Origin of the sequence: Pseudomonas sp. RA_105y_Pfl2_P56 (assembly GCF_963970845.1) — a bacterium.
GTDB classification, from domain to species: Bacteria; Pseudomonadota; Gammaproteobacteria; order Pseudomonadales; family Pseudomonadaceae; genus Aquipseudomonas; species Aquipseudomonas baetica_A.
Window position 1 is genome coordinate 26252 of sequence record NZ_CAXAPL010000028.1, and the last position, 26171, is coordinate 52422.

General features: G+C 59.2%; 29 protein-coding genes. 13 read left to right on the forward strand and 16 right to left on the reverse strand.

All coding sequences use genetic code 11. The features are described 5' to 3' along the window. Positions 1-50: 50 nt before the first annotated feature. Complete coding sequence (locus AACY11_RS18920; RefSeq protein WP_008088238.1) at positions 51-1724, reverse strand: DEAD/DEAH box helicase; 1674 nt, start codon at positions 1722-1724, stop codon at positions 51-53. Between the two features lie 422 nt (positions 1725-2146). Between AACY11_RS18920 and AACY11_RS18925 the strand changes: the two genes are divergently transcribed. Further along, positions 2147-2938, forward strand: coding sequence for a crotonase/enoyl-CoA hydratase family protein (locus tag AACY11_RS18925; RefSeq protein WP_339431198.1), 792 nt, complete (start codon positions 2147-2149; stop codon positions 2936-2938). 109 nt (positions 2939-3047) lie between these two features. Here the strand turns inward: AACY11_RS18925 and AACY11_RS18930 are convergent, their stop codons facing one another. Next, positions 3048-3803, reverse strand: coding sequence for a spermidine synthase (locus AACY11_RS18930; protein ID WP_339431197.1), 756 nt, complete (start codon positions 3801-3803; stop codon positions 3048-3050). Between the two features lie 151 nt (positions 3804-3954). Between AACY11_RS18930 and AACY11_RS18935 the strand changes: the two genes are divergently transcribed. After that, positions 3955-5301: a class II 3-deoxy-7-phosphoheptulonate synthase gene (locus AACY11_RS18935; RefSeq protein WP_339431196.1), complete on the forward strand. Its 1347-nt coding sequence runs from the start codon at positions 3955-3957 to the stop codon at positions 5299-5301. Between the two features lie 111 nt (positions 5302-5412). On the opposite strand, the gene AACY11_RS18940 is transcribed toward AACY11_RS18935, so the two are convergent. Both AACY11_RS18940 and AACY11_RS18945 read right to left on the reverse strand, forming a co-directional pair. Then, positions 5413-6639 carry a winged helix-turn-helix domain-containing protein gene (locus AACY11_RS18940; RefSeq protein WP_339495505.1) on the reverse strand — a complete coding sequence of 409 codons (1227 nt, stop codon included), beginning with the start codon at positions 6637-6639 and terminating at the stop codon, positions 5413-5415. A 64-nt stretch (positions 6640-6703) separates the two neighbouring features. Beyond that, on the reverse strand, positions 6704-6919 hold the full coding sequence (locus AACY11_RS18945; RefSeq protein WP_339431194.1) for a DUF1127 domain-containing protein: 216 nt from the start codon (positions 6917-6919) through the stop codon (positions 6704-6706). A gap of 97 nt (positions 6920-7016) precedes the next feature. Between AACY11_RS18945 and AACY11_RS18950 the strand changes: the two genes are divergently transcribed. Then, positions 7017-7871 (forward strand): LysR substrate-binding domain-containing protein, encoded by an 855-nt coding sequence (locus AACY11_RS18950; protein ID WP_339431273.1) that lies wholly within the window; start codon positions 7017-7019, stop codon positions 7869-7871. Here the strand turns inward: AACY11_RS18950 and AACY11_RS18955 are convergent. Beyond that, complete coding sequence (locus AACY11_RS18955; RefSeq protein WP_339431193.1) at positions 7861-8610, reverse strand: sulfite exporter TauE/SafE family protein; 750 nt, start codon at positions 8608-8610, stop codon at positions 7861-7863. The two genes, AACY11_RS18950 and AACY11_RS18955, sit on opposite strands and share 11 nt — an antisense overlap. A 110-nt stretch (positions 8611-8720) precedes the next feature. Here AACY11_RS18955 and AACY11_RS18960 point away from each other — a divergent pair, with 110 nt between their 5' ends. The 3 genes from AACY11_RS18960 to AACY11_RS18970 all read left to right on the forward strand — a co-directional run bounded on the left by AACY11_RS18960 (position 8721) and on the right by AACY11_RS18970 (position 10925). Beyond that, positions 8721-9677 (forward strand): LysR family transcriptional regulator, encoded by a 957-nt coding sequence (locus AACY11_RS18960; RefSeq protein WP_339464804.1) that lies wholly within the window; start codon positions 8721-8723, stop codon positions 9675-9677. 72 nt (positions 9678-9749) lie between these two features. Then, positions 9750-10205, forward strand: a complete 456-nt coding sequence (locus tag AACY11_RS18965) for a MarR family winged helix-turn-helix transcriptional regulator (RefSeq protein ID WP_339431272.1) — start codon at positions 9750-9752, stop codon at positions 10203-10205. 300 nt (positions 10206-10505) lie between these two features. Next, a complete protein-coding gene (locus tag AACY11_RS18970; RefSeq protein ID WP_339431191.1) occupies positions 10506-10925 on the forward strand; it encodes an organic hydroperoxide resistance protein in 420 nt (139 codons plus the stop codon). Between the two features lie 188 nt (positions 10926-11113). On the opposite strand, the gene AACY11_RS18975 is transcribed toward AACY11_RS18970, so the two are convergent. Beyond that, positions 11114-11683 carry an elongation factor P gene (locus AACY11_RS18975; RefSeq protein ID WP_339495506.1) on the reverse strand — a complete coding sequence of 190 codons (570 nt, stop codon included), beginning with the start codon at positions 11681-11683 and terminating at the stop codon, positions 11114-11116. A 48-nt stretch (positions 11684-11731) separates the two neighbouring features. After that, positions 11732-12874 carry an elongation factor P maturation arginine rhamnosyltransferase EarP gene (gene earP / locus AACY11_RS18980; protein WP_339495507.1) on the reverse strand — a complete coding sequence of 381 codons (1143 nt, stop codon included), beginning with the start codon at positions 12872-12874 and terminating at the stop codon, positions 11732-11734. Between the two features lie 123 nt (positions 12875-12997). On the opposite strand from earP, the gene AACY11_RS18985 reads away from it, so the two are divergent. Together AACY11_RS18985 and AACY11_RS18990 are read left to right on the forward strand one after the other, a co-directional pair. Next, positions 12998-13405 carry a hypothetical protein gene (locus AACY11_RS18985; protein WP_339464806.1) on the forward strand — a complete coding sequence of 136 codons (408 nt, stop codon included), beginning with the start codon at positions 12998-13000 and terminating at the stop codon, positions 13403-13405. 2 nt (positions 13406-13407) lie between these two features. Continuing rightward, positions 13408-13890 (forward strand): GreA/GreB family elongation factor, encoded by a 483-nt coding sequence (locus AACY11_RS18990; protein WP_221729208.1) that lies wholly within the window; start codon positions 13408-13410, stop codon positions 13888-13890. A gap of 9 nt (positions 13891-13899) precedes the next feature. Here the strand turns inward: AACY11_RS18990 and cysB are convergent, their stop codons facing one another. The 5 genes from cysB to AACY11_RS19015 form a co-directional block, all read right to left on the reverse strand. Beyond that, positions 13900-14874 (reverse strand): HTH-type transcriptional regulator CysB, encoded by a 975-nt coding sequence (cysB, locus tag AACY11_RS18995; protein WP_221729209.1) that lies wholly within the window; start codon positions 14872-14874, stop codon positions 13900-13902. 113 nt (positions 14875-14987) lie between these two features. Beyond that, on the reverse strand, positions 14988-15491 hold the full coding sequence (locus tag AACY11_RS19000) for a universal stress protein (protein WP_339495508.1): 504 nt from the start codon (positions 15489-15491) through the stop codon (positions 14988-14990). Between the two features lie 98 nt (positions 15492-15589). Continuing rightward, positions 15590-16495: a 5'-nucleotidase gene (locus AACY11_RS19005; RefSeq protein ID WP_339431187.1), complete on the reverse strand. Its 906-nt coding sequence runs from the start codon at positions 16493-16495 to the stop codon at positions 15590-15592. 26 nt (positions 16496-16521) lie between these two features. Then, positions 16522-17475: a putative 2-dehydropantoate 2-reductase gene (locus AACY11_RS19010; protein ID WP_339495509.1), complete on the reverse strand. Its 954-nt coding sequence runs from the start codon at positions 17473-17475 to the stop codon at positions 16522-16524. Continuing rightward, positions 17476-17862: a thioredoxin family protein gene (locus AACY11_RS19015; protein ID WP_339431185.1), complete on the reverse strand. Its 387-nt coding sequence runs from the start codon at positions 17860-17862 to the stop codon at positions 17476-17478. It lies immediately after the preceding gene. Here AACY11_RS19015 and AACY11_RS19020 point away from each other — a divergent pair. Together AACY11_RS19020 and AACY11_RS19025 are read left to right on the forward strand one after the other, a co-directional pair. Continuing rightward, on the forward strand, positions 17861-18304 hold the full coding sequence (locus AACY11_RS19020) for a PilZ domain-containing protein (RefSeq protein ID WP_339431184.1): 444 nt from the start codon (positions 17861-17863) through the stop codon (positions 18302-18304). The two genes, AACY11_RS19015 and AACY11_RS19020, sit on opposite strands and share 2 nt — an antisense overlap. Positions 18305-18446: 142 nt before the next feature. Next, on the forward strand, positions 18447-19523 hold the full coding sequence (locus AACY11_RS19025) for a 3-deoxy-7-phosphoheptulonate synthase (protein WP_339431183.1): 1077 nt from the start codon (positions 18447-18449) through the stop codon (positions 19521-19523). 64 nt (positions 19524-19587) lie between these two features. Here the strand turns inward: AACY11_RS19025 and AACY11_RS19030 are convergent, their stop codons facing one another. Beyond that, complete coding sequence (locus AACY11_RS19030) at positions 19588-19869, reverse strand: GNAT family N-acetyltransferase (RefSeq protein WP_003226804.1); 282 nt, start codon at positions 19867-19869, stop codon at positions 19588-19590. Between the two features lie 639 nt (positions 19870-20508). Between AACY11_RS19030 and oprI the strand changes: the two genes are divergently transcribed. Then, entirely contained in the window at positions 20509-20760 is a 252-nt protein-coding gene (gene oprI, locus AACY11_RS19035) for an outer membrane lipoprotei OprI (RefSeq protein WP_002553018.1), read from the forward strand. A gap of 124 nt (positions 20761-20884) precedes the next feature. Here oprI and AACY11_RS19040 read toward each other — a convergent pair whose 3' ends face one another. The 3 genes from AACY11_RS19040 to AACY11_RS19050 all read right to left on the reverse strand — a co-directional run bounded on the left by AACY11_RS19040 (position 20885) and on the right by AACY11_RS19050 (position 22948). Beyond that, positions 20885-21856, reverse strand: coding sequence for a L,D-transpeptidase family protein (locus tag AACY11_RS19040; protein WP_339495510.1), 972 nt, complete (start codon positions 21854-21856; stop codon positions 20885-20887). A 135-nt stretch (positions 21857-21991) separates the two neighbouring features. Further along, a complete protein-coding gene (locus AACY11_RS19045) occupies positions 21992-22285 on the reverse strand; it encodes a hypothetical protein (protein ID WP_007955656.1) in 294 nt (97 codons plus the stop codon). A gap of 57 nt (positions 22286-22342) precedes the next feature. After that, positions 22343-22948: an arylesterase gene (locus AACY11_RS19050; protein ID WP_339431181.1), complete on the reverse strand. Its 606-nt coding sequence runs from the start codon at positions 22946-22948 to the stop codon at positions 22343-22345. 10 nt (positions 22949-22958) lie between these two features. On the opposite strand from AACY11_RS19050, the gene AACY11_RS19055 reads away from it, so the two are divergent. Continuing rightward, positions 22959-23642, forward strand: a complete 684-nt coding sequence (locus tag AACY11_RS19055) for an ABC transporter ATP-binding protein (protein WP_339431180.1) — start codon at positions 22959-22961, stop codon at positions 23640-23642. Continuing rightward, the gene (locus tag AACY11_RS19060) at positions 23642-26146 is read left to right on the forward strand and encodes an ABC transporter permease (protein ID WP_339495511.1); all 2505 of its coding nucleotides are present in this window, start codon (positions 23642-23644) and stop codon (positions 26144-26146) included. Before AACY11_RS19055 ends, AACY11_RS19060 begins: the two co-directional genes overlap by 1 nt. Positions 26147-26171 lie beyond the last annotated feature (25 nt).

The window sequence follows — 26171 nt, forward strand, 5'->3', positions numbered from 1 at the left end:
CCCGAACCAGTCGGGGATTTTTTATGTTCGATCAATCAGCCAGGAGCGGATCAATCTTCGCGGTAGCGACGCAGTTTCAGCTGCTTACCGGCAACGCGAGTGTCCTTCAGTTTGGTCAGGAGTTTGTCCAGACCATCTTCCGGCAGCTCGACGAGGCTGAAGCTGTCACGCACCTGGATGCGACCGATCGCTTCACGGGCCAGACCACCTTCATTGAGGATAGCGCCCAGCAGGTTCTTCGCAGCGATACCGTCACGCGCACCCAGCGCGGTACGGCAACGAGCACGGCCTTCGCCCAAAGGCATTGGCGCGCGACGCTCGCGGTCACCACGATCTGGACGATCACCGGTGCGCTCAGGACGGTCGCCACGCGGTGCATTGTTCGGCACCAGTGGACGCTCCTTCTCGATTGCAGCCAGGTTCAGCGCTTGGCCATTGGTGGCCTTGCGCAGCAGAGCAGCAGCCAGAGCACGCGGCGTGCAGCCGATATCGGCAGTCAGACGATCCAGCAGTTCACCGTGAGTCGACTCGGCATCAGCCACCAGCGGCGAGAGGCTGTTGGTCAGCTTCTTGATGCGCGCATCGAGAACAGCCTGAGCGTCCGGCAGACGTACTTCAGCCACTTTCTGACCGGTTACACGCTCGATCACTTGCAGCATGCGACGCTCACGCGGAGTCACCAGCAGCAGTGCGCGACCTTCGCGACCGGCACGACCCGTACGGCCGATACGGTGAACGTAGGACTCTGGATCGTACGGCATGTCCACGTTGAAAACGTGAGTGATGCGCGGAACGTCCAGACCACGAGCAGCAACGTCGGTCGCAACAACGATGTCCAGACGGCCATCCTTGAGCGAGTCGATAACGCGCTCACGCTGGTTCTGGGCGATGTCACCGTTCAGCGCAGCGGCTTTGTAGCCTTTGGCGTCGAGGGCACTGGCCAGATCCAGGGTCGCTTGCTTGGTGCGCACGAACATGATCAGAGCGTCGAAATCTTCCACTTCCAGCAAGCTGAGAACGGCCGAAGTCTTCTGGTCAGCGTGAACCAACAGGTGAGCCTGTTCGATCGCGGTAACGGTTTGGGTCTTGGTCTGGATCTTGACGTGTTGCGGATCGCGCAGGTGGCGTTCGGCAATGGCGCGGATCGACTGCGGCAGGGTAGCCGAGAACAAAACGGTCTGACGGGTCGCTGGCAGAGCCTTGAAGATGACTTCCAGGTCATCCATGAAGCCCAGTTTCAACATTTCGTCAGCTTCGTCGAGAACCAGGTGGTTCACGGTCGACAGCACTTTCTCGTCGCGACGCAGGTGGTCGCACAGACGGCCCGGAGTGGCGACAACGATCTGTGCGCCGTTACGGATTGCTTTCAGTTGCGGGCCCATCGGCGCGCCGCCGTAAACGGCGACAACGGTGACGCCTGGCATTTGCTTGGCGTAGGTTTCAAAAGCGGTTGCTACTTGCAGCGCCAACTCTCGGGTTGGCGCCAGGATCAGGGCTTGCGGTTCGCGCTTGGCAGGATCGATGCGGTGCAGAATAGGCAGTGCGAACGCGGCGGTTTTACCGGTACCGGTTTGCGCCTGGCCAATCATGTCCTGGCCGGCCATGATGATCGGGATCGATTGCTGCTGAATCGCCGAAGGCTCTTCGTAGCCGGTCGCTGCGACGGCTGCAAGAATATTCGGATTAAGATTAAAAGCGGCGAATCCGCCGGTTTCCTGGGTCATGGGTCTGCCTCTAAGTGCATCCGCAAAGACCCATGCTCCAAAGCTGCGCATGCCGTGTTGAGACTCAAGAGTCGCCCTGGCAGCTTTGTCGGCGGGGATTTGCGAAAACGAATGAATGAGAAAAAGAATCGTCCGGGAAGAGCCCGCAATGCGGACGTGCAGCCGAAGCTGACTTCGGGAAATTGCGCTACCTAAACGCGGCCCGGTTAAAGGCCGGCGCGCACTATACCGGATTTTGCCCAAAAAGGGAGCTTTTTTTATCGCCTGAATCCGTGCGTCACCGCTGTGTAATGGGGTTTTGCGGATAATCGCGCCAAGGTCTATTTTTCAAAGGCCCGGCCCTACGGGTGATGACGCTAAAACGATTCACCGATGTGCGGCATACCGTCGCTGCCCCGCCCTTCCTGCCTGAGGATTTAGCCATGAACCAGCCCTGCCCCGGCCGCGTCAGCCGAGAACGTCGTGGTCATGTCCACCTGATCGGCCTCGACCGAGCGGCCAAGCGCAATGCGTTCGACCTCGACCTGCTCAATGAGCTGAGCCTGGCCTACGGCGAGTTCGAGGCGGATAGCGAGGCGCGGGTAGCGGTGGTGTTCGGGCATGGCGAACACTTTACCGCCGGTCTGGATCTGGTCAATGCCAGCGCCGCCCTTGCGCAAGGCTGGCAGGTTCCGACCGGCGGTTGCGATCCCTGGGGCGTTTTCGTCGGGCCACGGGTGAGCAAACCGGTGATTGTTGCAGCGCAGGGCTACTGCCTGACCATTGGTATCGAGTTGATGCTGGCAGCGGATATCAACCTGTGTGCGAGCAATACCCGCTTCGCGCAAATGGAAGTTCAGCGTGGGATCTTTCCTTTTGGTGGCGCGACTTTACGTTTTCATCAGGTGGCCGGCTGGGGCAATGCGATGCGCTGGTTGCTGACCGGGGATGAGTTTGATGCCCACGACGCATTAAGGCTGGGGTTGGTGCAGGAAGTGATGGCCAGCGAAGATCTGCTGCCACGGGCGATTGAACTGGCTGAGCGGATTGCCCGACAGGCGCCGTTGGGGGTACAGGCGACGTTGCAATCGGCGCGACAGGCGCGCTATGAAGGTGAGACGGCGGCGGCGCAGGGGTTGCCGACGCTGGTGAAAAAGTTGCTGAGTAGTGAGGATGCCAAGGAAGGTATCAAGTCGCTGGTTGAACGGCGCCCGGGCATCTTCAAAGGGATCTGAGAAATGTGGTGCTCTTCAGGCCCTCTTCGCGAGCAAGCCCGCTCACACATTTGGAATGCATTTCAAGTGTGGGAGCGGGCTTGCTCGCGAAGGGGTCAGCGCTGAAGACTCAAGTCGCCGGACGAATGGCTTTGATCAACGACTGCAACGAATACCCCAACTGCGGCGCCAGTGCTTCGGCCCGGGCCGTCAGCGCCTGCATGTCCAGTGCCTGATCGAGATCCGCCGGGACAATCAGAATTACATTGCCCTCCTTCACCGGCAACTCCCAGTAATGCCGGTGATAGAGCCCGCGCAACAACGCCGCACCCAGCGGCTTGCCGTCATCGGTGGCCCACTGATTGATCACCAGCCAGCCGCCCGGATTCAGACGCTTCTGACAGTCACCCAGGAAACGCCAGGCAAGGTGCCCGACGCCCGGCCCGACATCGGTATAGAGGTCGACAAAAATCAGATCCGCCGGCTCGGCGGTTGGCAGCAACTCGAGCGCATCGCCAACGCGAATGTACAGACGCGGATCATCATCCAGCCCAAGGTATTCAACGGCCAGACGCGGCACATCGGGACGCAGCTCAATCGCTTCGACATCCTCCAGAGGCAGGAACCTGAGGCAGGCCTGAGTCAGCGTACCGGCGCCCAGTCCGAGGAACAGCGCACTCTCCGGGCGCTCATGGCACAACGCGCCAATCAGCATCGCCCGGGTGTAGTCGTATTCCAGCCAGCTCGGATCAGCGGTGAACACACAGCTCTGCTCGATTGCATCGCCGAATTCGAGAAAGCGGTAATCCGCCACTTCCAGCACGCGAATCACGCCGAACTCATCCTGTACTTCGGCGAGCAGATGCTCGACGCGCTCCTCAGTCATTTCGTCTCCTGATGGTCACCGGGCGCGGTGACGCGATGGCACCGCTTTGGCGCCGTGGCAAAGAGGCGATTGTCGGCGAAGGGGCAGGAACAGGTCACGCACTAATTTGCTGATACCATGGCCTTCCGTGCGTAGAACCTTAGAGACCGTGATGAACCAACCCTGGAGCCCTGAAAGCTGGCGTGCCCTGCCGATCCAGCAACAACCCCAATACCCCGACGCCGCGCACTTGCGCCAGGTCGAGCAGACGCTGGCCAGCTATCCGCCACTGGTGTTTGCCGGCGAAGCACGCGAACTGCGTCGTCAGTTTGCCGAAGTGACTCAGGGGCGGGCGTTCCTGCTGCAGGGCGGTGACTGCGCCGAAAGCTTTGCCGAATTTTCCGCGGCGAAAATTCGCGACACGTTTAAAGTGTTGCTGCAAATGGCCATCGTCATGACCTTCGCCGCGGGCTGCCCGGTGGTCAAGGTCGGGCGCATGGCCGGCCAGTTTGCCAAGCCGCGCTCAGCCAACGACGAAACCATCAGCGGCGTGACCCTGCCGGCCTACCGTGGCGACATCGTCAACGGCATCGGTTTTGACGAAAAAAGCCGTGTGCCGGACCCGGAACGCCTGCTGCAGTCTTATCACCAGTCCACCGCGACCCTGAACCTGTTGCGCGCCTTCGCCCAGGGCGGTTTTGCCGACCTGCATCAAGTGCACAAATGGAATCTCGATTTCATCGCCAACTCGGCGCTGGCCGAGAAGTACAGCCACCTCGCTGGCCGCATCGATGAAACCCTGGCCTTCATGCGCGCTTGCGGCATGGACAGCTCGCCGCAATTGCGCGAAACCAGTTTCTTCACCGCCCATGAAGCATTGCTGCTGAACTACGAAGAAGCCTTCGTGCGTCGTGACAGCCTGACCAACGATTACTACGATTGCTCGGCGCACATGCTGTGGATCGGCGACCGCACCCGTCAGCTCGACGGCGCTCACGTCGAATTCCTGCGCGGCGTGAACAACCCGATCGGGGTGAAAGTCGGCCCGAGCATGGACCCCGACGATTTGATCCGCCTGATCGACGTGCTCAACCCGGACAACGATCCGGGTCGCCTGAACCTGATCGCGCGAATGGGCGCGAACAAGGTTGGCGATCACCTGCCAGCACTGATCCGTGCGGTTCAGCGCGAAGGCAAGCAGGTGCTATGGAGTTGCGACCCGATGCACGGCAACACGATCAAGGCCAGCAGCGGCTACAAGACCCGTGATTTTGCGCAGATCCTCGGCGAGGTGAAACAGTTCTTCCAGGTACACGGAGCCGAAGGCACTTATGCCGGCGGGATTCATATCGAGATGACCGGGCAGAATGTCACCGAGTGCATTGGCGGGGCGCGGCCGATCACTGAAGATGGCTTGTCGGATCGTTATCACACGCACTGTGACCCGCGGATGAATGCCGATCAGTCGCTGGAACTGGCGTTTTTGATTGCTGAGACGCTGAAGCAGGTTCGCCGTTGAATCAGTCAGGCATCTAGCGTCTGACAGGTCGCATTCGCGAGCAAGCCCGCTCCCACACTGGTTTAGTGAACAACACCAATCCAGTGTGGGCTTGCTCGCGAAAAGGCCCAATCAATCAACATCAATTTGCGCCAATGCCACCCGCAACCGCCCTGCACTCTCGCGCTGACAATTAAGCTGCACCCTCTCCAACCCCAGCCAATGCGCCATCCGCCGTAAGTTCACCGCCAGCGCCAGCATCCCCTCGTCATCCAGCCCCGCCGCCTCCTCGTGTACCGCCTGCACCGCCAATCGCCCCGATGCCCGCTCGGAACGCAGATCGACCCGCGCAGCAATCCGTTCGTTGTGTAGAAACGGCAACACGTAGTACCCGTAAACCCGTTTGTCCTGAGGCGTGTAGATCTCCAGTCGATAGCGGAAATCGAACAGACGCTCGGTGCGACTACGCTCCCAGATCAACGAATCGAACGGTGATAACAGCGCGCTGGCCGCTACCTTGCGCGGGACTTTCGGCTCCGGCAGGCAATAGGCGATTGGCCGCCAACCGGCCACTTCACAGGTGAGCAACTGTCCGGCCTCAACCAGTTCGGCAAGACGCGGACGGGCATCCGCCGGATTCAAACGAAAGTAGTCACGCAGATCTTTTTCCGTGCCGACGCCCAGTGCTTCAGCGGCATGCAGCAATAATCCGCGCTGCGCCTGGGCCTCATCAGGCAGGGTCTGCTGCAGGATCGACGCCGGCAATACCCGCTCGGGCAAATCATACAAACGCTTAAATCCGCGTCGCCCCGCCACTGTCACTTCGCCAGCGGCGAACAACCATTCCAGCGCATGCTTCTCCGCGCTCCAGTCCCACCAAGGCCCAGCCTTGTCTTCGCGGGTCGACAGACTGCCGGCCCCCAAAGCACCCTGTGCTTCAACAGACGCCAACACCCGACGAATCGTGTCCTGCTGCTCGCGACCGAACTTCGCCAACTGCTGATAGATGCCTTCGCCACGTTTGGCGCGCTGCATCCGCCACGCCAATAACGGATACATCGACAGCGGCAGCAACGATGCCTCATGCCCCCAATATTCGAACAACGTGCGACGCCGTCCCGAAGTCCAGGCCGCTTGGTCGAGCAAGTCAGAAGAATAGGAACCGAGACGGGAGAACAGCGGCAGATAGTGCGAGCGCACCACGGCATTGACAGAGTCGATCTGCAAAAGGCCCAGCCGTTCGATCAGCCGGTTAAGGTGCGATGCCTTGACGGTCGGCGGCTGGCGCCCGTTGAACCCTTGGGCAGCCAGCGCCAGACGTCGAGCCTGTTTAAGGGAAAAGGACAGTGTCGCGGGCATGAGCATCTCCTTGTCTGCTCGCAACCTACCTCACCTGAAAGTGGTTTGTGTAGTAATGCCCTGATCATTTGTGCATCGGATCGTCCCAGAATGGCCGCACCGACTCATGTTCGACGTCGGCGCGACTGACGCCGATGTCTTTCAGCGCTTCGTCACTCAGACTGGCGAGCAACTCGCGTTCGCGGTGAAGCTCGTACCAGCGACTAAACTTGTGCAGCAGATCCGAGATGAGATGAACAGGAACTCTTTCATCGCTTACATAGACTTTTTGACCTTTCATCGTATTGCCCTCCGTTGTGGATGGCCCCAGTCTCGCGCTGGCGCTAAGATCAATCCAACGAATGTTTCTGATGGCATTCATCACGGAGATTCATCAATTGTCGGCCTACCCCAGTATCGATACCGATGTCCTGCGCACCTTTGTCGCGATTGCCGATCAGGGCGGTTTCACCCGCGCTGGCGAGATGGTCAACCGCACGCAATCAGCGGTGAGCATGCAAATGAAGCGGCTGGAAGAAGACGTGTTGCAGCGCCAACTGTTCGAGCGTGATGGCCGTCAGGTGCGACTGACTGCAGAGGGTCAGGTTCTGCTCGGTTACGCGCGGCGCATCCTCAAACTGCATAGCGAAGTGTTCAACACCTTGCGCGAGCCGCACATGGTCGGCACCGTGCGCATCGGTACGCCGGATGATTACGTGATGCGCTTTCTGCCGGGAATCCTGTCGCGGTTTGCGCAGTTCTATCCGCTGATCCAGATCGAAGTGCATTGCGAATCGACCAGACAGCTATTGCAGCGCACCGACCTGGACCTGTCGATCGTGACCCGCGAGCCGGGCAACGAGATTGGTCAACTGCTGCGCAAGGAGCGCTTCGTCTGGGCCGAGGCGCAAAACTTCAGCGCCCACGAACAGACGCCGTTGCCTTTGGCGATGTTCAACAGTGATTGTTTCTGTCGCTTGTGGGCATGCAATGCGCTGGACGCAATGGGCCGCGATTACCGCATCGCCTACAACAGCACCAGCCTGTCGGCGCTGATGGCGGTGGTGAGCGCTGGTCTGGCGATCACCGCCCAACTGGAAAGCCTGATCACCCCGGATATGCGTATTCTCGGCGCCGACGAAAACCTGCCGCTGCTGCCCGAGGCGAGCATCATGCTGATCCGCAACCTGAACAAACCTTCCCCGATTACCGAGTGCCTGGCCGAACACATCGTCGACGGCTTCAAACTTTAATCGCGAGCATCACCGCACACAGCACCAGGAAGCCGCAGAACAGCCCACGCAGAATTTTTTCCGGCATCGCGTGGGCAACTTTCACACCCCAACTGATGCTCGCCAGACCGCCGATGGCCAGTGGCAGGCCGATCATCCAGTCAACTTCGTGATGCACCGCGTAGGTGACCAGGGTGACGCCAGTGCTCGGCAACGCCAGCGCCAGCGACAGGCCTTGAGCAACCACCTGAGTGGCACCGAACACGCTGGTCAGCACCGGCGTCGCCACCACGGCTCCGCCGACACCAAACAACCCGCCCATGGTTCCGGACGCCGCACCAAGTACACCCAGCCATGGCCAGGAATAACGCATTCGGGGTGTCGTCGCTGGCCGCGCGCCTAGTATGCGCACCAGGTTATAGACGGACAACACGACCAGAAAGGCGACAAAACCGATGCGCATCGTCTGTGCATCGATGCCCACCGCCCAGATCGAGCCGATCCAGGCAAAACAGAAGCCCATGACGGCCAGCGGCAACGCATGCCGCAGTTCGATGCGATTGCGCTGATGGTAACGCCACAGCGCCAGCATCACGTTCGGCACCACCATCACCAGCGCGGTGCCTTGGGCAATCTGCTGGTCGAGCCCGAACCACACGCCCAGCAAAGGAATGGCAATCAGGCCGCCACCGATGCCGAAGATGCCACCGAGTGTGCCGAGGGCCGCGCCGAACAGCAGGTACAACAAGAAGTCCATCACAGCCAAATTCCTCTTACGTCAGGCGATTCATCCTACGCAGTCGCGGCTGGCAGGGAAACGCACAGCAACGCACAATGGCTATGCCGATTTCGCAAAAGCGTTGAACCGACATGAACCCCAATCAATTGACCGATCAACTCGGGCTGTTTCTCGATGTGCTGGAAAGCGGCAGTTTTTCCGCCGCTTCACGCCTTCATCCACTGACGCCTTCGGCAGTCGCTCGACGCATCGACAGCCTTGAAAGCGCGGTCGGCAGCCAGTTGTTCATCCGCAGCACACACGCCGTGCGCGCCACCCCCGCAGGCCTGGCCTTTGCCGAACGGGCGCGACGGATCGTCGCCGAACTGCAACTGGCCCGCGCCGAAGCCGTTTCCCTGAGCAGTGCGCCGGAAGGCTTGATTCGCATCGACGCCCCGGCCGCGTTCGGGCGGCGACACTTGGCACCGGTCATTGCTGACTTCCTCGTTCTGTATCCCGGGCTGGATGTGCAGTTGCACCTGATCGACAGCTTCGTCGATATGAGCGGTTCGAACCTGGGCAAAGTGGATCTGGTGCTGCGGGCCGGACAACTGGCCGACACACGGCTGGTGGCCACTCCGCTGGCAAGCATAGTACGCATTGCCTGCGCCAGCCCTGACTATCTCAAACGCCGAAGCGTGCCAGACCATCCCGCGCAATTGAGTGAACACGACGGTCTGGACTGGGAAGGTCTCGCCCCGCCCTTTGCCTGGCGTTTCGAGGCAGACGGGAAGATGCAACTGCATCGTCCCGCACGCATTCGCATGAGCGCCAACAACGCCGAGGCACTTGTGTGTGGCGCCTTGGCCGGGCTGGGGATTGCGCACCTGCCAACCTGGCTCGCCAGCGAGTACCTGTTGCGCGGCGAGTTGCTGCCGCTGTTCTGCGAGCACGGCCTGCCTGCGCCGGAATCCGCGGGCATCTACGCGTTGCGCATGGAACGGCAAACCCATTCGCGCAGTCATTTGTTGCTGGAATACCTCAAGACCCGATTCAGCCCCGTACCGCCGTGGGATCTGGCACTCCAGCGTGATCTGGGCCGCCACTAGAACTGGAGAATTATCTGGCGCATTAAACATTCGGACGCTAGATTCATGACCATCACCGATCAAGGCTTTGACATGACATCCGAACGCGACACCTGCGAAGACCTGCTGCTGGACAATCAGGCGTGCTTCGCCCTGCACTCGACCTCACTGATGATGACCAAGGTCTACAAACCGATGCTGCAAGCGCTGGGCCTGACCTATCCGCAGTATCTGGCGATGATGGTGCTGTGGGAGAAGGACGGTCTGACTGTCGGAGAAATCAGCACACGACTGCTGACGGATCCGGGTTCGTTGACGCCATTGCTCAAACGCCTGGAAGGCGAAGGCTTGCTCAGCCGCACCCGCAGCCGTGAAGACGAACGCGTGGTGATTGTCGAATTGACCGCACAGGGCCGGGCACTGAAGGAACAAGCCAGAACAGTTCCGCAATGCATTCTAGGCGCCAGCGGTTTCACCCTGGAGCGCCTGCAGAATCTGCAAGCTGAGTTGCAGGCACTTCGCAGCCATCTGCACGACAGCCTCACCTGAATCCATTACCTCCCCCCATGAGGGAGCGGGCTTGCGTGCGAAAGCGGGGTGTCAAATTCCTGTTCGTTAACAGACACCACGCCTTCGCGAGCAATCCCGCTTCCACAATGTTTCTGCGCCAACTCAAAAATTCCTTTCAGATCATGCACTTTTAATGATTAGTGGACTGTTCACACATCAGGGCCGACATTTTTTGAAAAATTATCTTGCGCACAAAATATTTGCGAGCTACATTCATCTCGCACTTACTTAGCGCGCAAACAGTTAGCGCAAAAAACGACACTGAACGAGGCTCACACCATGCAAACTCTCTACACTGCAATCGCAACTTCCACCGGTGGCCGTGATGGTCGCGCAATCTCCAGCGACAACATCCTCGACGTCAAACTCGCAACCCCGAAAGAACTCGGCGGTGCCGGTGGCGCAGCGACCAACCCTGAGCAACTGTTCGCCGCCGGTTACTCGGCCTGCTTCATCGGCGCGCTGAAATTCGTCGCAAGCCAGACCAAACGCAAAATCCCGGACGACGCTTCGATCACCGCCCACGTCGGCATCGGCCAGATCCCAGGCGGTTTCGGTCTGGACATCGATTTGCACATCAGCCTGCCGGGCCTTGATCAGGCCGACGCGCAAAGCCTGGTCGAAGCGGCGCACCAAGTCTGCCCGTACTCCAACGCCACCCGTGGCAATGTTGATGTACGTTTGCACACCACCGTTTGAGATAAACGCAAAAAACCTGTGGGAGCGGGCTCGTTCGCGAAGGCGTCCTGTCAGTCAACCCTTCACTGGATGCAACAACGTATTCGCGAGCAAGCCCGCTCCCACAGAGGATGAGCAACAGCACAAATCGCAGGCACAAAAAAACCCGACTCAATGGTCGGGTTTTTTCTTTCCGCAAAAAGCAGTGCTTATTTGGCACGGCCTTTGTAGGAACCGCCTTCGCGGGTGTCGATCTCGATCTTGTCACCGATTTCGATGAAGTCGGCAACTTGCAGCTCGGTACCGTTGCTCAGCTTGGCTGGCTTCATGACTTTGCCGGAAGTGTCGCCACGAGCCGAACCTTCGGTGTAGTCAACTACGCGCACGATGGTGGTCGGCAACTCTACGGAAACCAGACGCTCTTCGAAGAAGATCGCTTCGCAAACATCGGTCATGCCTTCTTCAACGAAAGGCAGAACGGCTTCGATGTCTTCAGCGTTCAGCTCGTACATGGTGTAGTCAGTGGTGTCCATGAACGTGTAGGTGTCGCCGCTGATGAAGGACAGGGTCGCTTCTTTGCGGTCGAGGATTACGTCGTCCAGTTTGTCGTCGGCGCTGTAAACGATCTCGGTCTTGTAACCGGACAGCAGGTTTTTCAGCTTGGTCTTCATGATCGCGCTGTTACGGCCCGACTTGGTGAATTCAGCTTTCTGAACCAGCCAAGGATCGTTTTCGAGACGGATCACGGTACCGGGTTTCAGTTCTTTACCAGTTTTCATTGCGAATATCCGAATTTGGATGGGATTTACAAAAATCTAGGCCGCGTATCATATCCAATTTAGGTAAAACTGTACCAGCGCCGCGGCAAGATCAGCCTGCAAGCCTTGTTCCAGACACCACGCTTCGGCATTTTTCTGCAGTTCTGGCCAATGATGACGGGCCGCGAGCCAGTGTTCGCCGATCGGCTGACCGGCGCTCCAGGCTCGCCAGAGACCGCTCATCGCCTCGGCAGCGGCCGGTGACAGGCCTTTTGTGTAGAGCGCGAGGAAGGCATCGAGCTTGTCCAGATGGATGTCTTCGTCCTGCTGATAAATGTGCCAGAGCATCGGCCGCCCCGCCCATTGCGCCCGCACGAACGAGTCTTCCCCGCGCACCGCATTGAAATCGCAGCACCAGAGCAGATGATCGTATTGATCCTGGCGGACGAACGGCAGCACCTGCACCGTCAGCGATTGACGAACATGAATCGCCCCGACGTCGAGATTTTCCATCCCAAGCCATCGCGCGACGTCGCCGAGTATCCGACCTTCAGGCACCAGCAGATGGGTTGGCTTTGCATCGGTTGCCAGCACATCGAGCCAACTGGTCAAACCAGCGTTCTCATAGGCAAACAGCGAAATCAGTTGGGCTTCAGGCACGCGGTCGATCCCAAGACCGTGCAGGAATTCTCGCTGCACTTGGGGATCTTGCTGAAACTGCCGACGCCGTTCGAGTAAACCTCGCTCACGCAACAATCCGCCCGTTCCTGGACGGAATCCCGGAAAGAAGAATATCTTCTGCACCGACTTATACTTCACCGATGGCAGGCCGTGGCAACCCACGACCCAGTCTTCGGCGCTGAGATAGTCGAGGTTCATCCACAACGGCGGTTGTTCCCGCTCGGCCATGGCGCTCATGTAATCACTCGGCAGTTGGCAGGCGAATGCGGCGATCACCACATCAGCGGCGTCCGTCTCTAACCATTCGCCTGGCCAGTGTCGCACCTCCACACCTTGCTGCCATTGTTGCGCGGCGTTGATATCGACTTGCGGACAAGTGCGTTCGAATGCGCGCAAGTCATCGACCCACAACCGCACTGTCAGCGAATGCTCAGCCACCAGTTGCCGGGCCAAGCGCCAGGTCACGCCAATGTCGCCGTAGTTATCGACCACGGTGCAAAAAATATCCCAGCGGGTTTTCGGTTCCGGCATTCAAGACTCCCGTTGGCAAAACACCGATTGTCCGCATAAATGACCTCATGCAGAAGAGCCGACGGCGATTAATCTTCGTGCGACAATCACCATTTGCCCGCACCCATCCGCCAGGAGGCAGCCATGCCCTACCGTCCTAACCCGCGTCGCCCCTTGCCGGTTCAACTGAGCGCGCTGCATTTGACCGGCAGCATTGCCCTGGGCATATGGCTGGGTTTTCTTGCCATTGCGCTGACGTGCTGGCTGGCTTCACACGTTCTGTTCAACGAACAACTGGCGCCGGTCGCCCAGGCTGTACAGCAATTGGCCAACCCGCCAGCCGTCCGGACACAACCAGACATTGCACCGCAGAGTCCGCTGTTTGAGCAGTACGAAGAAAGCCTGCGCAAGAACGAGCAGCAAAATCGCCTTGATCAGGCACGCAGCAGCGGCCGCAACCAGTCAAACCCGAAATGCCAGTTCTGGCTGCAACAGGACCAGACCGCGCCAAGCGAAAAAAGCCGCGCCAACGTTTTACAATTCTGCGATTGATCATGAACAAGCACACTGTCCACCAATTGATTCTCGACAAACTGCGCATCGACCTCGACATCGCCGAACGCGCTGCGCAAACCGCTTACGAAACCGCCACCCACGAAGAAAACATCGCCGAAAACAAGTACGACACCCTCGGGCTTGAGGCATCGTATCTGGCGGCAGGGCAAGCGAAACGGGTCGAGGAAATTCGCCAGTCACTGGCGCTGTGCCAGAACCTGACGCTGCGCGCGCACGACGAAAACCGAGGTATAGAAGTGGGCGCCCTGCTCGGCCTGGAAGATGAAAAGGGGCGCGAGCAGTGGCTGTTTCTGGCCCCGGATGCGGCGGGCCTGAAAGTCGATGTGGTGGGTCAGCCAATTACTGTCATAACCCCACGCTCGCCACTGGGCAAGAGCCTGCTAGGCAAGCTGGAAGGTGATGAGGTCGAGATTCTGGTGGCGGGCACCCGGCAACAGTTCACTGTCACCGAGGTGCTCTGAGGCGGGCGCTTAGTGAACGGGCAGTTCGACGCCGTCGAACAGATCTTCCAGTTCCTGCTTGTTGTGACACTGGATAGCTTTGGCCATCACTTCGCGGGTCAGGTGTGGCGCGAACTTCTCGATGAAGTCGCACATGAACCCGCGCAGGAAAGTACCACGACGGAAACCGATCTTGGTCACGCTCGATTCGAACAGCTCGCTGGCATCGAGCACCACCAAGTCGTTGTCGAGTTTGGTGTCGACCGCCATCTTCGCCACGATGCCTACGCCCAGCCCCAGGCGCACGTAGGTTTTGATCACGTCGGCGTCGGCGGCGGTGAATACCACTTTCGGCGACAGGCCACGATGGCTGAAGGCTTCGTCGAGTTTCGAACGTCCCGTAAAACCGAACACATAAGTCACGATCGGGTATTCAGCCAGCGCTTCGAGGGTCAGCTTCGGCAGCTTGGTCAGCGGGTGGCCCTGCGGCACCACCACGCAGCGGTTCCAGCGGTAGCACGGCATCATCACCAGATCGCCGAACAACTCCAGCGCTTCGGTGGCAATAGCGAAGTCGACGGTGCCGTCAGCAGCCATTTCGGCGATCTGCATCGGCGAACCCTGGTGCATGTGCAGCGCCACGTCCGGGTATTGCTTGATGAAATTGCTGATCACCGGCGGTAGTGCATAACGCGCCTGGGTGTGAGTCGTGGCGATCGACAGGGTGCCTTTCTTCTCGTTGGAGAATTCCTGGGCGATCTGCTTGATGCTTTCGACTTTGCGCAGAATCTCACCAGCGGTGGTGATGATGCGCTCGCCGGCCGGCGTCACGCGGGTCAGGTGCTTGCCGCTGCGGGCAAACACTTCGACGCCGAGTTCGTCTTCCAGCAGACGGATTTGTTTACTGATGCCCGGTTGCGAGGTGTAGAGGCTTTGGGCTGTAGCGGAAACGTTGAGGTCGTGGTGCGCCACTTCCCAGATGTAGCGCAATTGTTGAAGCTTCATATGTATCCCTCAAAGCAGGTAGACGCCACGGGCATCAGCGACGATATATAACTATATTAATGGTTAGAATAATAAATCTAGAACTTTTTTATCAAAGCGCCATTATTCCTGCTTTAGCGATCCTCCCGCCGCCGACGCTCCACCAGTGGCACCAGATACACCGGCACCTTGGCCAATTGCAGGACTCGAGCGGCCGTGCGCCCCAACGGCGTTTCCGCGCCCACCCCGTGGCTGTGACTTCCTACGATCAGCAAATCGACAGAGAGTTTCTGTAGCTGATCAAGAATCACCTGCGACGGATCGCCCTGCAGCACGCGCACCGCTCGAATGCGCTGCAGATCCAGCTCGCCCTCGTCCCCCAGTTCTTCGCGAAAACTTTCCAGTACCCGCTGCTCGATATTGGCGATGACTGTTTTCAAGCCCTGGCTGTGGAATTCGTTCAACGCCTGCTCGTCGAGATAACTCTGCAACACCGATTCGGCAAACAACCCCATCGGCTCCACCGCATGCACGACGTACAGGTCGGCATCGAACGTTCGCGCCAAAGCCAAGGCGTGCTGCATCACTAACGGTGCGTACAGACCGAGGTCAGTGGCATACAGCATCGAACGAATCATATGACCCCCTCGCAAGCCAACATGGCGCAGATTTGATTCAGCTTAGCAGTGCCTTGGCGAGTACGACGTGTGACGCAACGTCTTGAAGCACCGGGGCTTTAGATCGACGGTTCGTTGCTGATGCCATGAGGCACGTGGCCAGTAGCGACGACTTCGCGGGCCAGTTCGCAATGGCCGGTCTGATCATCAAAGAACACATCGGCAGCAAAGGCCTCAAGAAACGCCGACTTGGTCAGGCCGCCGAGGAACAGCGATTCGTCGAGGCGGATATCCCACTCGCGCAACGTGCGAATCACCCGTTCATGCGCCGGCGCCGAACGCGCCGTCACCAACGCCGTGCGGATCGGGCAGTCGTCGTCAGGGAACTCGCGCTGCAGCAAATTGAGCGCGGCGAGAAAGCCCTTGAACGGCCCTCCGCGCAAAGGCTCACGGGCCGACTCACGTTCCTTGGCTTGAAACGCCTCCAGCCCGCCGGACTGATAGACGCGTTCAGACTCGTCGGAAAAGATCACCGCGTCACCGTCGAAGGCGATGCGCAACTCATCGCTGGCCGCACGGCTGGCGCCCCCGGATAGAATCGTCGCGGCGGCGAAACCGGCATCCAGTGCCGCACGCACATCCTCGGCATGGGTGGAGAGAAACAGATCGCAGCCGAACGCTTTCAGATACGGATAAGGACTGCGCCCGCCGACAAACGCCGCACGGGAAATCGCCAGACCGTAATGGTGAATCGAGTTGAACACTCGCAGGCCGGTATCGGCGCTGTTGCGTGACACCAGAATCACCTCGACCCGAGCACGACCGAGGCGACTGTTAAGACTCAGGAGTTTTTCCACCAACGGGAAGGCATCACCGGGTGCGAGAATCTCGTCTTCGTGCTCGATCTGATATTGCCGATAGGCTTCAACGCCGCTCGACAGGTAGACCTTGTGGCTCTCGCTCAGGTCGAACAAGGCGCGCGATGAAATCGCCAGCACCAGTTTGTCATCGATGTTCTTGGCCATGCCTACCCGCCCTTTCACAAAAAAACTTAAACGTTGCGGCGGTCGATAAAACCCAACGTGCGATACAACGCTTCGATACGTGGCAGCTCGCAGCCCACCGCTTTCGCGGCCGACAGTGGCCGGGCATAAATCGCCTCGAGTTCCAGCGCACGCTTGTGCAAAAAGTCGTGGTGCATGCTAGGCCAGTAGTCCGGCATTTTCTCGGTCATCGTGAACAGGTACTCGGCGTAACCGGGCGGCATGTCGTGCCCACAGGCCTTGGCCCCCTTCACCACTTCGGTCATCAACGCCTGGATCAACGCGCGGCTGTCGGCGTCGGCCATCAGCGGCGTGGTACTCGCGCCGAGCAACACCGAAAGACCGTTGTAGGGGATATTCCAGACCAGTTTCTGCCAGCGTGCCTGCTGCAGATCGGGCATCGCCTGCGAGTCGATACCCGCGGCGCGGAACAAAGTGCAGCCCTCTTCGACAATCGCCATGCGTCCGGCATCATCGATGGCCGGGCCGCTGTGGTAACCGACATTCACAGCACCCAAAGCTTGATGGGTTATTTGCCCAGGCCCTTCGCGGTGTACACAGATAAGGCACAGACCTCCGAGCAGGTGCAGCGAATCGGGCAACTGTTCACGCAGGCTGTCCTCGACGTCCAGACCATTCTGCAATAGCAGCACTTTCGCGCCGGGCTTCGAGGCTTGAATGATCGAGGGGGCAAGACCCACATTGCTGGTGGTCTTGGCGCCGACCAACAACCAGTCACACGGCGGCATGTCCTGGGCAGAAGAATAAGCCTGCACAGGGCTCAACGTCAGCGGGCCATGCACCGCACTGTTAACGTGCAAGCCCCGTTCGGCGACCGACGAGAACTCGCTGCGCAACAGAAAATGCACATCGAACCCAGCGCGCGCCAACATCAAACCGTAGAAACCACCTATTGCGCCGGTGCCGATAATCCCCACCACCGGTTTGCTGATTGTCCCCATTTATGGCAACTCCTCTGCTATTCGAACCAAGGCCTGCGCCAATGCCTCGTTGAGCGCATCGACCGTCAGGCGCGTGTGCAATGCCCCAAAGAACTCGCCGTCACGCACGACAAACAGCGCCGGCAAATGAAAGACCTGATACCGCGCCACCAGGCCACCGTTTTCGCCGGCGTCGATCCAGCACAAGCGATCCACCGTCAGATCCAAACCGGGCAGGACCTCACGGGCATAGCGGCAACTGGCGCAACCGACGCTGGTAAAAATCACCAGCGAAACGCCGTTCATCGCCAACAGCCGCTGGTCAGCGTCGAAATCGGTCAGCTGCGATTCGACCACTATACTGGGGGAAACAATGTCAAATGGCCGACACAGGGAGTCTGTGCTCATGGGACGTTTCATTCCTCATCCGGACGAAGTGCCGGTTGAATTAACCTTGCTCAAGCCTGAGTGTATTTCCAGACAACAGCTGCACACTATCAGCCTCGGCGGGATCGCTTGCAATTATCACCGCGCCTGGCGCCATGGCACGGCGCTGCAAATCCGCATGCCGACGCTCAATGCCGATATCTGTTATCCGGGCTATGTGGCGTGGTGTCTGCGGCGTAAAAAGGGGTATCTGGTGGGCATCGCCTTCACCGATGAACAGGCGCTGTTCAGTGCGCGAATGGGTGAGCAAGTGTGTCAGATCGAACGCTATTGCCGAATAAACGATGCTCACGATGCCCTGCAGGATATTCAGGCGTTGGCCCTGCACTGGGTCGAGCAACATGCCGACGAGTTCTCCCACGACAGCGTTCGCAAGGCTTTCGCGCAGCCATTGCTGGATTAGGCTCTGTTTTAAACAGTGACGTGCCCATTGTCGAGCAGGCGTCTAACGCGCTAAGGTTCCGCTCCCCGACGCGCTTAAATCTGCTGTGCTCCGCCGCGCGGGGATCGCTGGCGGCCGGCACCCGTGACCTGACGAGTAAACGATGGCTGATTTACCGATCAACGACCTAAACGTCGCCTCTAACGAGACCCTGATCACTCCTGATCAGCTCAAGCGTGATATCCCTCTGAGCGACGCGGCCCTGCGCACCGTCACCAAGGGTCGCGAAGTCATTCGCAACATTCTTGATGGCACCGACCACCGCCTGTTCGTAGTGATCGGTCCGTGCTCGATCCACGACATCAAGGCTGCCCACGAATACGCCGAACGCCTGAAGGTGCTGGCCGAGGAAGTCTGCGACACCTTGTACCTGGTCATGCGCGTGTATTTCGAAAAGCCGCGCACCACCGTCGGCTGGAAAGGCCTGATCAACGATCCGTATCTGGACGACTCGTTCAAGATCCAGGACGGTCTGCACATCGGTCGTCAATTGCTGCTGGATCTGGCCGAGAAAGGCCTGCCGACTGCCACCGAAGCCCTCGACCCGATCTCCCCGCAATATCTGCAGGACCTGATCAGTTGGTCGGCTATCGGCGCGCGCACCACCGAATCCCAGACGCACCGTGAAATGGCTTCGGGCCTGTCTTCGGCCGTCGGCTTCAAGAACGGCACAGACGGCGGCCTGACGGTAGCGATCAACGCCCTGCAGTCGGTGTCCAGCCCGCATCGTTTCCTCGGAATCAACCAGGAAGGTGGCGTATCGATCGTCACCACCAAAGGCAACGCCTACGGTCATGTGGTATTGCGCGGCGGCAACGGCAAGCCGAACTACGATTCGGTCAGCGTCGCCCTGTGCGAGCAGGCGCTGAACAAGGCCAAGATCAAGCCGAACATCATGGTCGATTGCAGCCACGCCAACTCCAACAAGGATCCGGCCCTGCAACCGCTGGTGATGGAGAACGTGGCCAACCAGATCCTCGAAGGCAACCAGTCGATTATCGGTCTGATGGTCGAGAGTCATCTGAATTGGGGCTGCCAGGCGATTCCAAAAGACCTCGCCGACCTGCAATACGGCGTGTCGATCACCGATGCCTGCATCGACTGGTCCGCCACCGAGAGCACCCTGCGCAGCATGCACGCCAAGCTCAAGGATGTGTTGCCGAAACGCGAGCGCAGTTGATCCGCGTTTTACAGGCATAAAAAAACGCCGGGCATTCATTGCCCGGCGTTTTTGTGTGTGCTGTTCAGATTTTCGCAGCGCGGCGCTGATGACGCTCCATGTAGCGCTCGACGTAGGAGCACGACGGGATCACCGTGTAGCCCATTTCCTCGGCGTATTGCAACGCGCTTTCTGTCAGCGCTGCGGCAATGCCACGGCCACGCAGGGCGTTGGGCACAAACGTGCGATAGATATCCAGGGTCTGTTTACCCAGATCCATGTAGGTCAGGTAGGCACGATGACCGTCCACATTGGTCTCGAACTGATGACCAGCCTGGTCATGGTGGATGGACAACGCCTCGCTCATCACTACTCCTCGCGGGTCTTGAATTTTGACCCCTACCTTACCGATGTTTTTCCGGCGAAGGAACATCTACGCCACCCCGTGCCTGATGGACAACGAGAAGAGCCACACCGATCCCACGCAATCGAGCACCTGTAAATAGTAGGCACCATTGGCAAAAATGCTCAAGGTACGCTCGTCATCAAGCGGCTTGACGGGGGGGGCTGCTCCGATGGACGCAGGGATGGCCTGGAGACGATATCTCCCGGGCCGCTCACCTGAACATTGCCGGATGTTGAGACTTAAGACGTGCCGCCTTTTATAAAGTCACCTCAACATGAACAAAGATAAGCGAAGCAGCACGCAGAATCGGAACAAAAGTATGGACGAATTCATCTAGAAAGACTTTAGACAACTCTGCAAAAACAGCACAGGACAACGGGAACTTTTTCTCATTGACTCGCTCAGCGCGGGGCCTGTAGCTGGATGTTTTTTATACAGGGCAGTTAAAAGTTGCTCGAAAAAGAATCAGCGCCTACAATTTTTTTTGCTTCTTGCGCTACGTCAGTTTACTTACTACAAGTAATGGGTAGTATGTACGCCGGCTATTTCCTCAATCCGAGGAGACAGCCACTTAATTGAAAGTCCTTGAAGGGGAACACGATGAACAACGTTCTGAAATTCTCTGCTCTGGCTCTGGCCGCAGTTCTGGCTACCGGTTGCAGCAGCGTATCGAAAGAAACCGAAGCACGTCTGACCGCTACTGAAGACGCAGCTGCTCGCTCCCAGGCTCGTGCAGACGAAGCTTACCGTAAAGCTGATGAAGCTCTGGCTGCTGCTCAAAAAGCACAACAGACTGCTGACGAAGCTAACGAGCGCGCTCTGCGCATGCTCGACAAGGCTAGCCGCAAGTAATAGTCCCTCGGGATTATTATCATGCCGACCCATTTTTTGGGTCGGCTTTTTTATTGCCGGTGCTTTTGTCCTGGCAATAAAAAACCCGTCGATGCCTCAAGGCTCGACGGGTTCGGATCCGACCCTACTGCAGCGGGTCGATCGGCGTGTTCGAAACAATCGGTGCCGACGTGTTTGGCGTACCGATTTCGGTTGGCAGACCATCCTCGGCCGCTACCACATCACGCACCACATCCCAGTTCACGCGCAGGTTGTTAGTAATGTCATCACGCTTGAGCATCGCGTTGATCACCGCTGTGTGCTTGTCGACCACCGACGGATCGCCCTTGTCGTCGATCGGCGTGTGCGCCTCAAGGTAAACCTTGCCGCCACTGCTCCCGAACTTGTAGGCCTCATTGAGGATACGCACCGAGGTACCGACCGGCACGATGCTGGCCATCTCGAGCACGTTGTTGTTGAACATGCGGAAACAGCCGTGACTGGTACGCATGCCGATGCCGAATTTCTTGTTCGATCCGTGGATAAGATAGCCCGGCGTGCCGAGGGTGAATTTGAAAGGTCCCAGCGGGTTGTCCGGACCGGCCGGCACCACGTTGGGCAGCGGATCACCATCAGCAGCGTGTTCAGCCTTGATCGAGGCTGGAGGCGTCCAGGTCGGGTTCGGCGTCTTGGCAATGATCGATGTGTGCGCGATTGGCGAACCCCAGCCCTCACGACCGATCCCCAGCGGGAACGTGTACACCACGTTCCGGCCTTTCGGGTAATAGTAGAGACGGTATTCGGCCAGATTGATGACAATGCCTTCACGCGGACCCGGCGGCAGAATGAAACGGGTTGGCAGAACGATCTCGGTGCCGGCGCCGGGCAACCAGGCATCGACACCCGGGTTGGCCGCGAGCATTTCCGAATAGCCCAGATCGTAGGCGGTGCCCAGATCAGCGAAAGTGTCTTCGTACTTGGCTTTGATCACCTGCACCTGACCAATGATGTCTTCACCAGGCGGTGGCAGGGGAAACTCCAATGCAGCAACGGGACCGGCCACACACAGGGCGGCAAGAGACAGGCAGCGGGCGACGGCAGGAAAGCGCGGCAACATCCGGAACATCCTTCGCATGATCAACAAGGGTATGAGCGCGCGATTGTACACCGCACCTCGGGAATTCGGGGAGCCACAAGACCTGCGGCGAGGAGACTGGCTCTCAAGACGCGGTCAACCTATTGACTCAAGATTTTAGAGTTCGAAGCGCAACTCAGGCCAGATCGGTGAGGTGCCGCGCTTCTGCGACTCCAGAATCGCCCGGCACAGCGAGCACAGGCGCTGATCCTGAAACACCCGACGATCTACGCTCGACCAGCGCGGCTGCGCCGGTAGCAGGCTGCCACACAGGGTCCGATCCGCAGAACCACCGAGTTCCAGTTGACGGGTCACCAGATGCACCCGCACTTCCTGGCAGGCGAACAGATCCAGCTGTTCGTCAGGCTCGATCAGTTGGTAGGCAAAAAGAGACCAGGCAGAACGTGGCATTGGGGGCTCCGAATAAGGGGGCGCCACATTAGCCGAAAGCCTGCCGCTAGAAAAGCCTCATAACAACGGTTTTAGCGTAGGCCAGACATTTTCCAGCAACTTGCCCTGAGCCCCGACTGCCGGGTGCAAACCATCAGCCTGCATCAAGTCTGGATGACCGCCCACGCCGTCGAGGAAAAACGGTACCAGCGGGATCTTTTTTGCGTCGGCGAGTTTGCCGTACACCTGGGCAAAAGCGTCGGTGTAACGCTTGCCATAATTGGGCGGCAGTTGCATGCCGAGCAACAGCACCTTGGCACCGCTCTGGCGGGAGCTGTCGATCATCGAAGCAAGATTTTGTTGCAATTGAATTGGCGGCATTCCGCGCAAGCCATCGTTGCCACCCAGTTCGAGGATCACCAGGTCGGGCTTATGCTCTGCAAGCAGCGCGGGCAGCCGCGCCTGGCCTCCGGCACTGGTGTCACCACTGATGGAGGCATTCACCACTTTGTCGTCGAAACCCTCCTGTTTGAGCCGTTGCTCGAGCAACGAGACCCATCCCAACCGGGTATCCAGCCCGAAACCGGCGCTGATACTATCCCCAACGATCAGGACAGTACCCGCCGCTGCGTTCTGGGCCATGCACATCAAGGCCAGGCCAGCACTCAAAAACCACACACGCATCGGATTCTCCATGGGCGCAAGCATTCTCACCGCGAAGAACCTCAGCAAAGTGGTTCCCAGCGCGGAAGGTGAACTGACTATCCTGCACGAACTCAGCCTGGAACTGAACAAGGGCGACAGCCTGGCCATCGTCGGCGCGTCCGGTTCCGGCAAATCCACCCTCCTCGGCCTGCTTGCCGGTCTCGATTTACCGAGCCGCGGCGAAGTCACCCTCGCCGGCCAGAGTCTGGGTAATCTCGACGAAGACCAGCGCGCTCGGGTGCGTGCCGAACATGTGGGTTTCGTCTTTCAATCGTTTCAATTGCTCGACAGTCTCAACGCGCTGGAAAACGTCATGCTGCCGCTTGAGCTTGATGGCCGTAAAGACGCCCGCGAGCGCGCCACTGAATTGCTGCAACGGGTCGGCCTCGGCCAGCGTCTGACTCACTCGCCGCGCCAGCTCTCGGGCGGCGAACAACAGCGCGTGGCGATTGCCCGAGCCTTTGCCGCCGAGCCTGACGTGCTGTTCGCTGACGAACCCACCGGCAACCTCGACAGCCACACCGGCGAGCGCATCAGCGATTTGCTGTTCGAATTGAACAAGGAGCGCGGCACCACACTGGTGCTGGTGACCCACGACGAACGCCTGGCCCATCGATGCCGGCGCCTGATCCGACTTGAAGCCGGGCTGTTGGTCGCCCCTCTGGAGCCTTGATGGCACGCCTGCCGCTGTTGCGTCTGTTGAGTCTCGCCATCCGTCAACTCATGCGCGATGCACGCGCCGGAGAACTGCGGGTGTTGTTCTTCGCCTTGGTGGTCGCCGTAGCGGCAAGTACCGCCATCGGCTATTTCGGTGCCCGCCTCAATGGCGCCATGATGCTGCGCGCTACCGAGTTTCTCGGCGCCGACCTGGTACTGGAAGGCAGCTCACCGGCCCGTCAGGAACAAATCAGAATTGGCACCGAATTACGCCTTGATCACGCGCAGGTCGTGGAATTTTCCAGTGTCATCGCGACCGACAACGGCATTCAGTTGTCGAGCATCAAAGCGGTAGACCGCGCCTATCCATTGCGCGGTGAACTGAAAAGCGCCCCGGTCCCCTTCGCAACTGAAGAGCCCGGAGGCGAACCCCAGCCCGGCGAAGCCTGGGTCGAGTCACGCCTGCTGACCGCGCTGGACCTGAAGATCGGCGACAGCATCGACGTCGGCATGAAGCCCCTGAAGCTGACACGGGTACTGACTTACGAACCGGACAGAGCCGGTAACTTTTATAGCCTGACGCCACGCGTGCTGATCAACCTCGACGATCTCGCCGCGACCGGCGTGGTGCAGCCCGGTAGCCGAGTGAGCTATCGCGAACTGTGGCGCGGCGAACCGCAAGCACTGCAAACCTATCGACAACTGATCAAGCCAGGGCTGGCAGCGAATCAGCGGATTCAAGATGCCCGCGACGGCAATCGGCAGATTGGCGGCGCGCTGGGCAAGGCCGAGCGCTATCTGAACATGGCCAGCCTGGTCGCGGTGCTGCTGGCTGGCGTGGCGGTGGCGTTGTCGGCAAACCGTTTTGCCAGTCGCCGTTTCGATGCCAGTGCATTACTGCGCTGCCTCGGCTTGTCGCGACGGGAAACCATGTTGCTGTTCAGTATTCAACTGACGGCACTTGGGCTGTTCGCCGCCCTCAGTGGTGCGTTACTCGGTTGGCTGGCGCAACTGGGCTTGTTCGCGCTGTTGCATGATCTGCTGCCGAGTGATGTTCCGCCAGGTGGCCTGTTTCCGGCCCTTGCCGGGATCGCGACCGGGCTGGTGGCACTGGCCGGGTTCGCGCTGCCGCCACTGGCGGCGTTGGGACGAGTGCCGCCGTTGCGAGTCTTGCGCCGCGACATGCTCCCGATCCCGTCGAGCACCTGGATGGTCTATGGCGCGGCGCTCGGCGCGCTGGGCCTGATCATGTGGCGCCTGAGCCTTGATCTGTTGCTGACGTTTGCCTTGCTCGGCGGTGGCGTGGTCGCCGCATTGGTGTTGGGTGGCTTGCTTCTGTTGTTGCTCAAAAGCCTGCGGCGCATGCTCGCCCGTGCTTCTTTGCCGTGGCGTCTGGGCCTGGGTCAATTGCTGCGTCATCCGCTCGCAGCAGCCGGCCAATCGCTGGCATTCGGGCTGATCCTGCTGTCCATGGCCTTGATCGCCCTGCTGCGCGGCGAACTGCTCGACACCTGGCAAAATCAACTGCCGAAAAATGCCCCCAACTATTTTGCCCTGAACATTTTGCCAGCCGACAAACAGGCCTTTACCGATCACCTGATCAACGTGTCAGCGCAAGCGGCGCCGCTGTATCCGGTGGTGCCGGGGCGCCTGATCAGCATCAATGGCGAAGCGGTGCAGCAGATCGTCAGCAAGGACTCTGCTGGCGACCGCGCCATTCAACGCGACTTGAGCCTGACCTGGGCCGCCGACTTGCCGCCCGGCAATAAGCTCACCGCCGGGTCGTGGTGGACTGAACAGCCCACTGACGATGTTCCCGGGGTGTCGGTGGAAGGCAAGGTCGCCGAGAGCCTCAAGCTCAAACTCGGCGATCACATGGTGTTCAGCGTTGGCGGGGTCAATCGAGAAGCGAAGGTCACCAGCCTGCGCGAGATCAACTGGGACAATTTCCAGCCGAACTTCTTCATGATCTTCCAGCCCGGCACATTGAAGGATCTGCCGGCGACCTACCTGACCAGCTTCTATCTGGCGCCTGGACACGACCAGCAGATCGTCGATCTGTCGCGGGCCTTCCCGGCTGTGACCATTCTTCAGGTCGAAGCCCTGCTCGAACAACTGCGCAGCATCCTCGCCCAGGTCACGCTGGCTGTGGAGTACGTGTTGTTGTTTGTGTTGGCGGCGGGAATGGCAGTGCTGTTTTCCGGGTTGCAGGCAACGCTGGATGAGCGTATTCGCCAAGGTGCATTGCTAAGAGCACTGGGCGCGGAGCGGCAGTTGCTGATCAAGGCACGTCGCATTGAGTTCGGTTTGCTCGGCGCGGTCAGCGGACTGCTAGCGGCCATTGGTTCGGAAGCGGTGAGCCTGGTGCTGTATCGATACGCCTTCGATCTGCCGTGGCATCCGCACCCGTGGCTGCTGGTGCTACCGCTGATTGGCGCGGCGCTGATCGGGGGCGCGGGCGTCTTCGGTACACGTCGGGCACTCAACGCAAGTCCGCTGACAGTGTTGCGCGAGGGTTGATAGACTCCAGCCGTCTAACTCACAA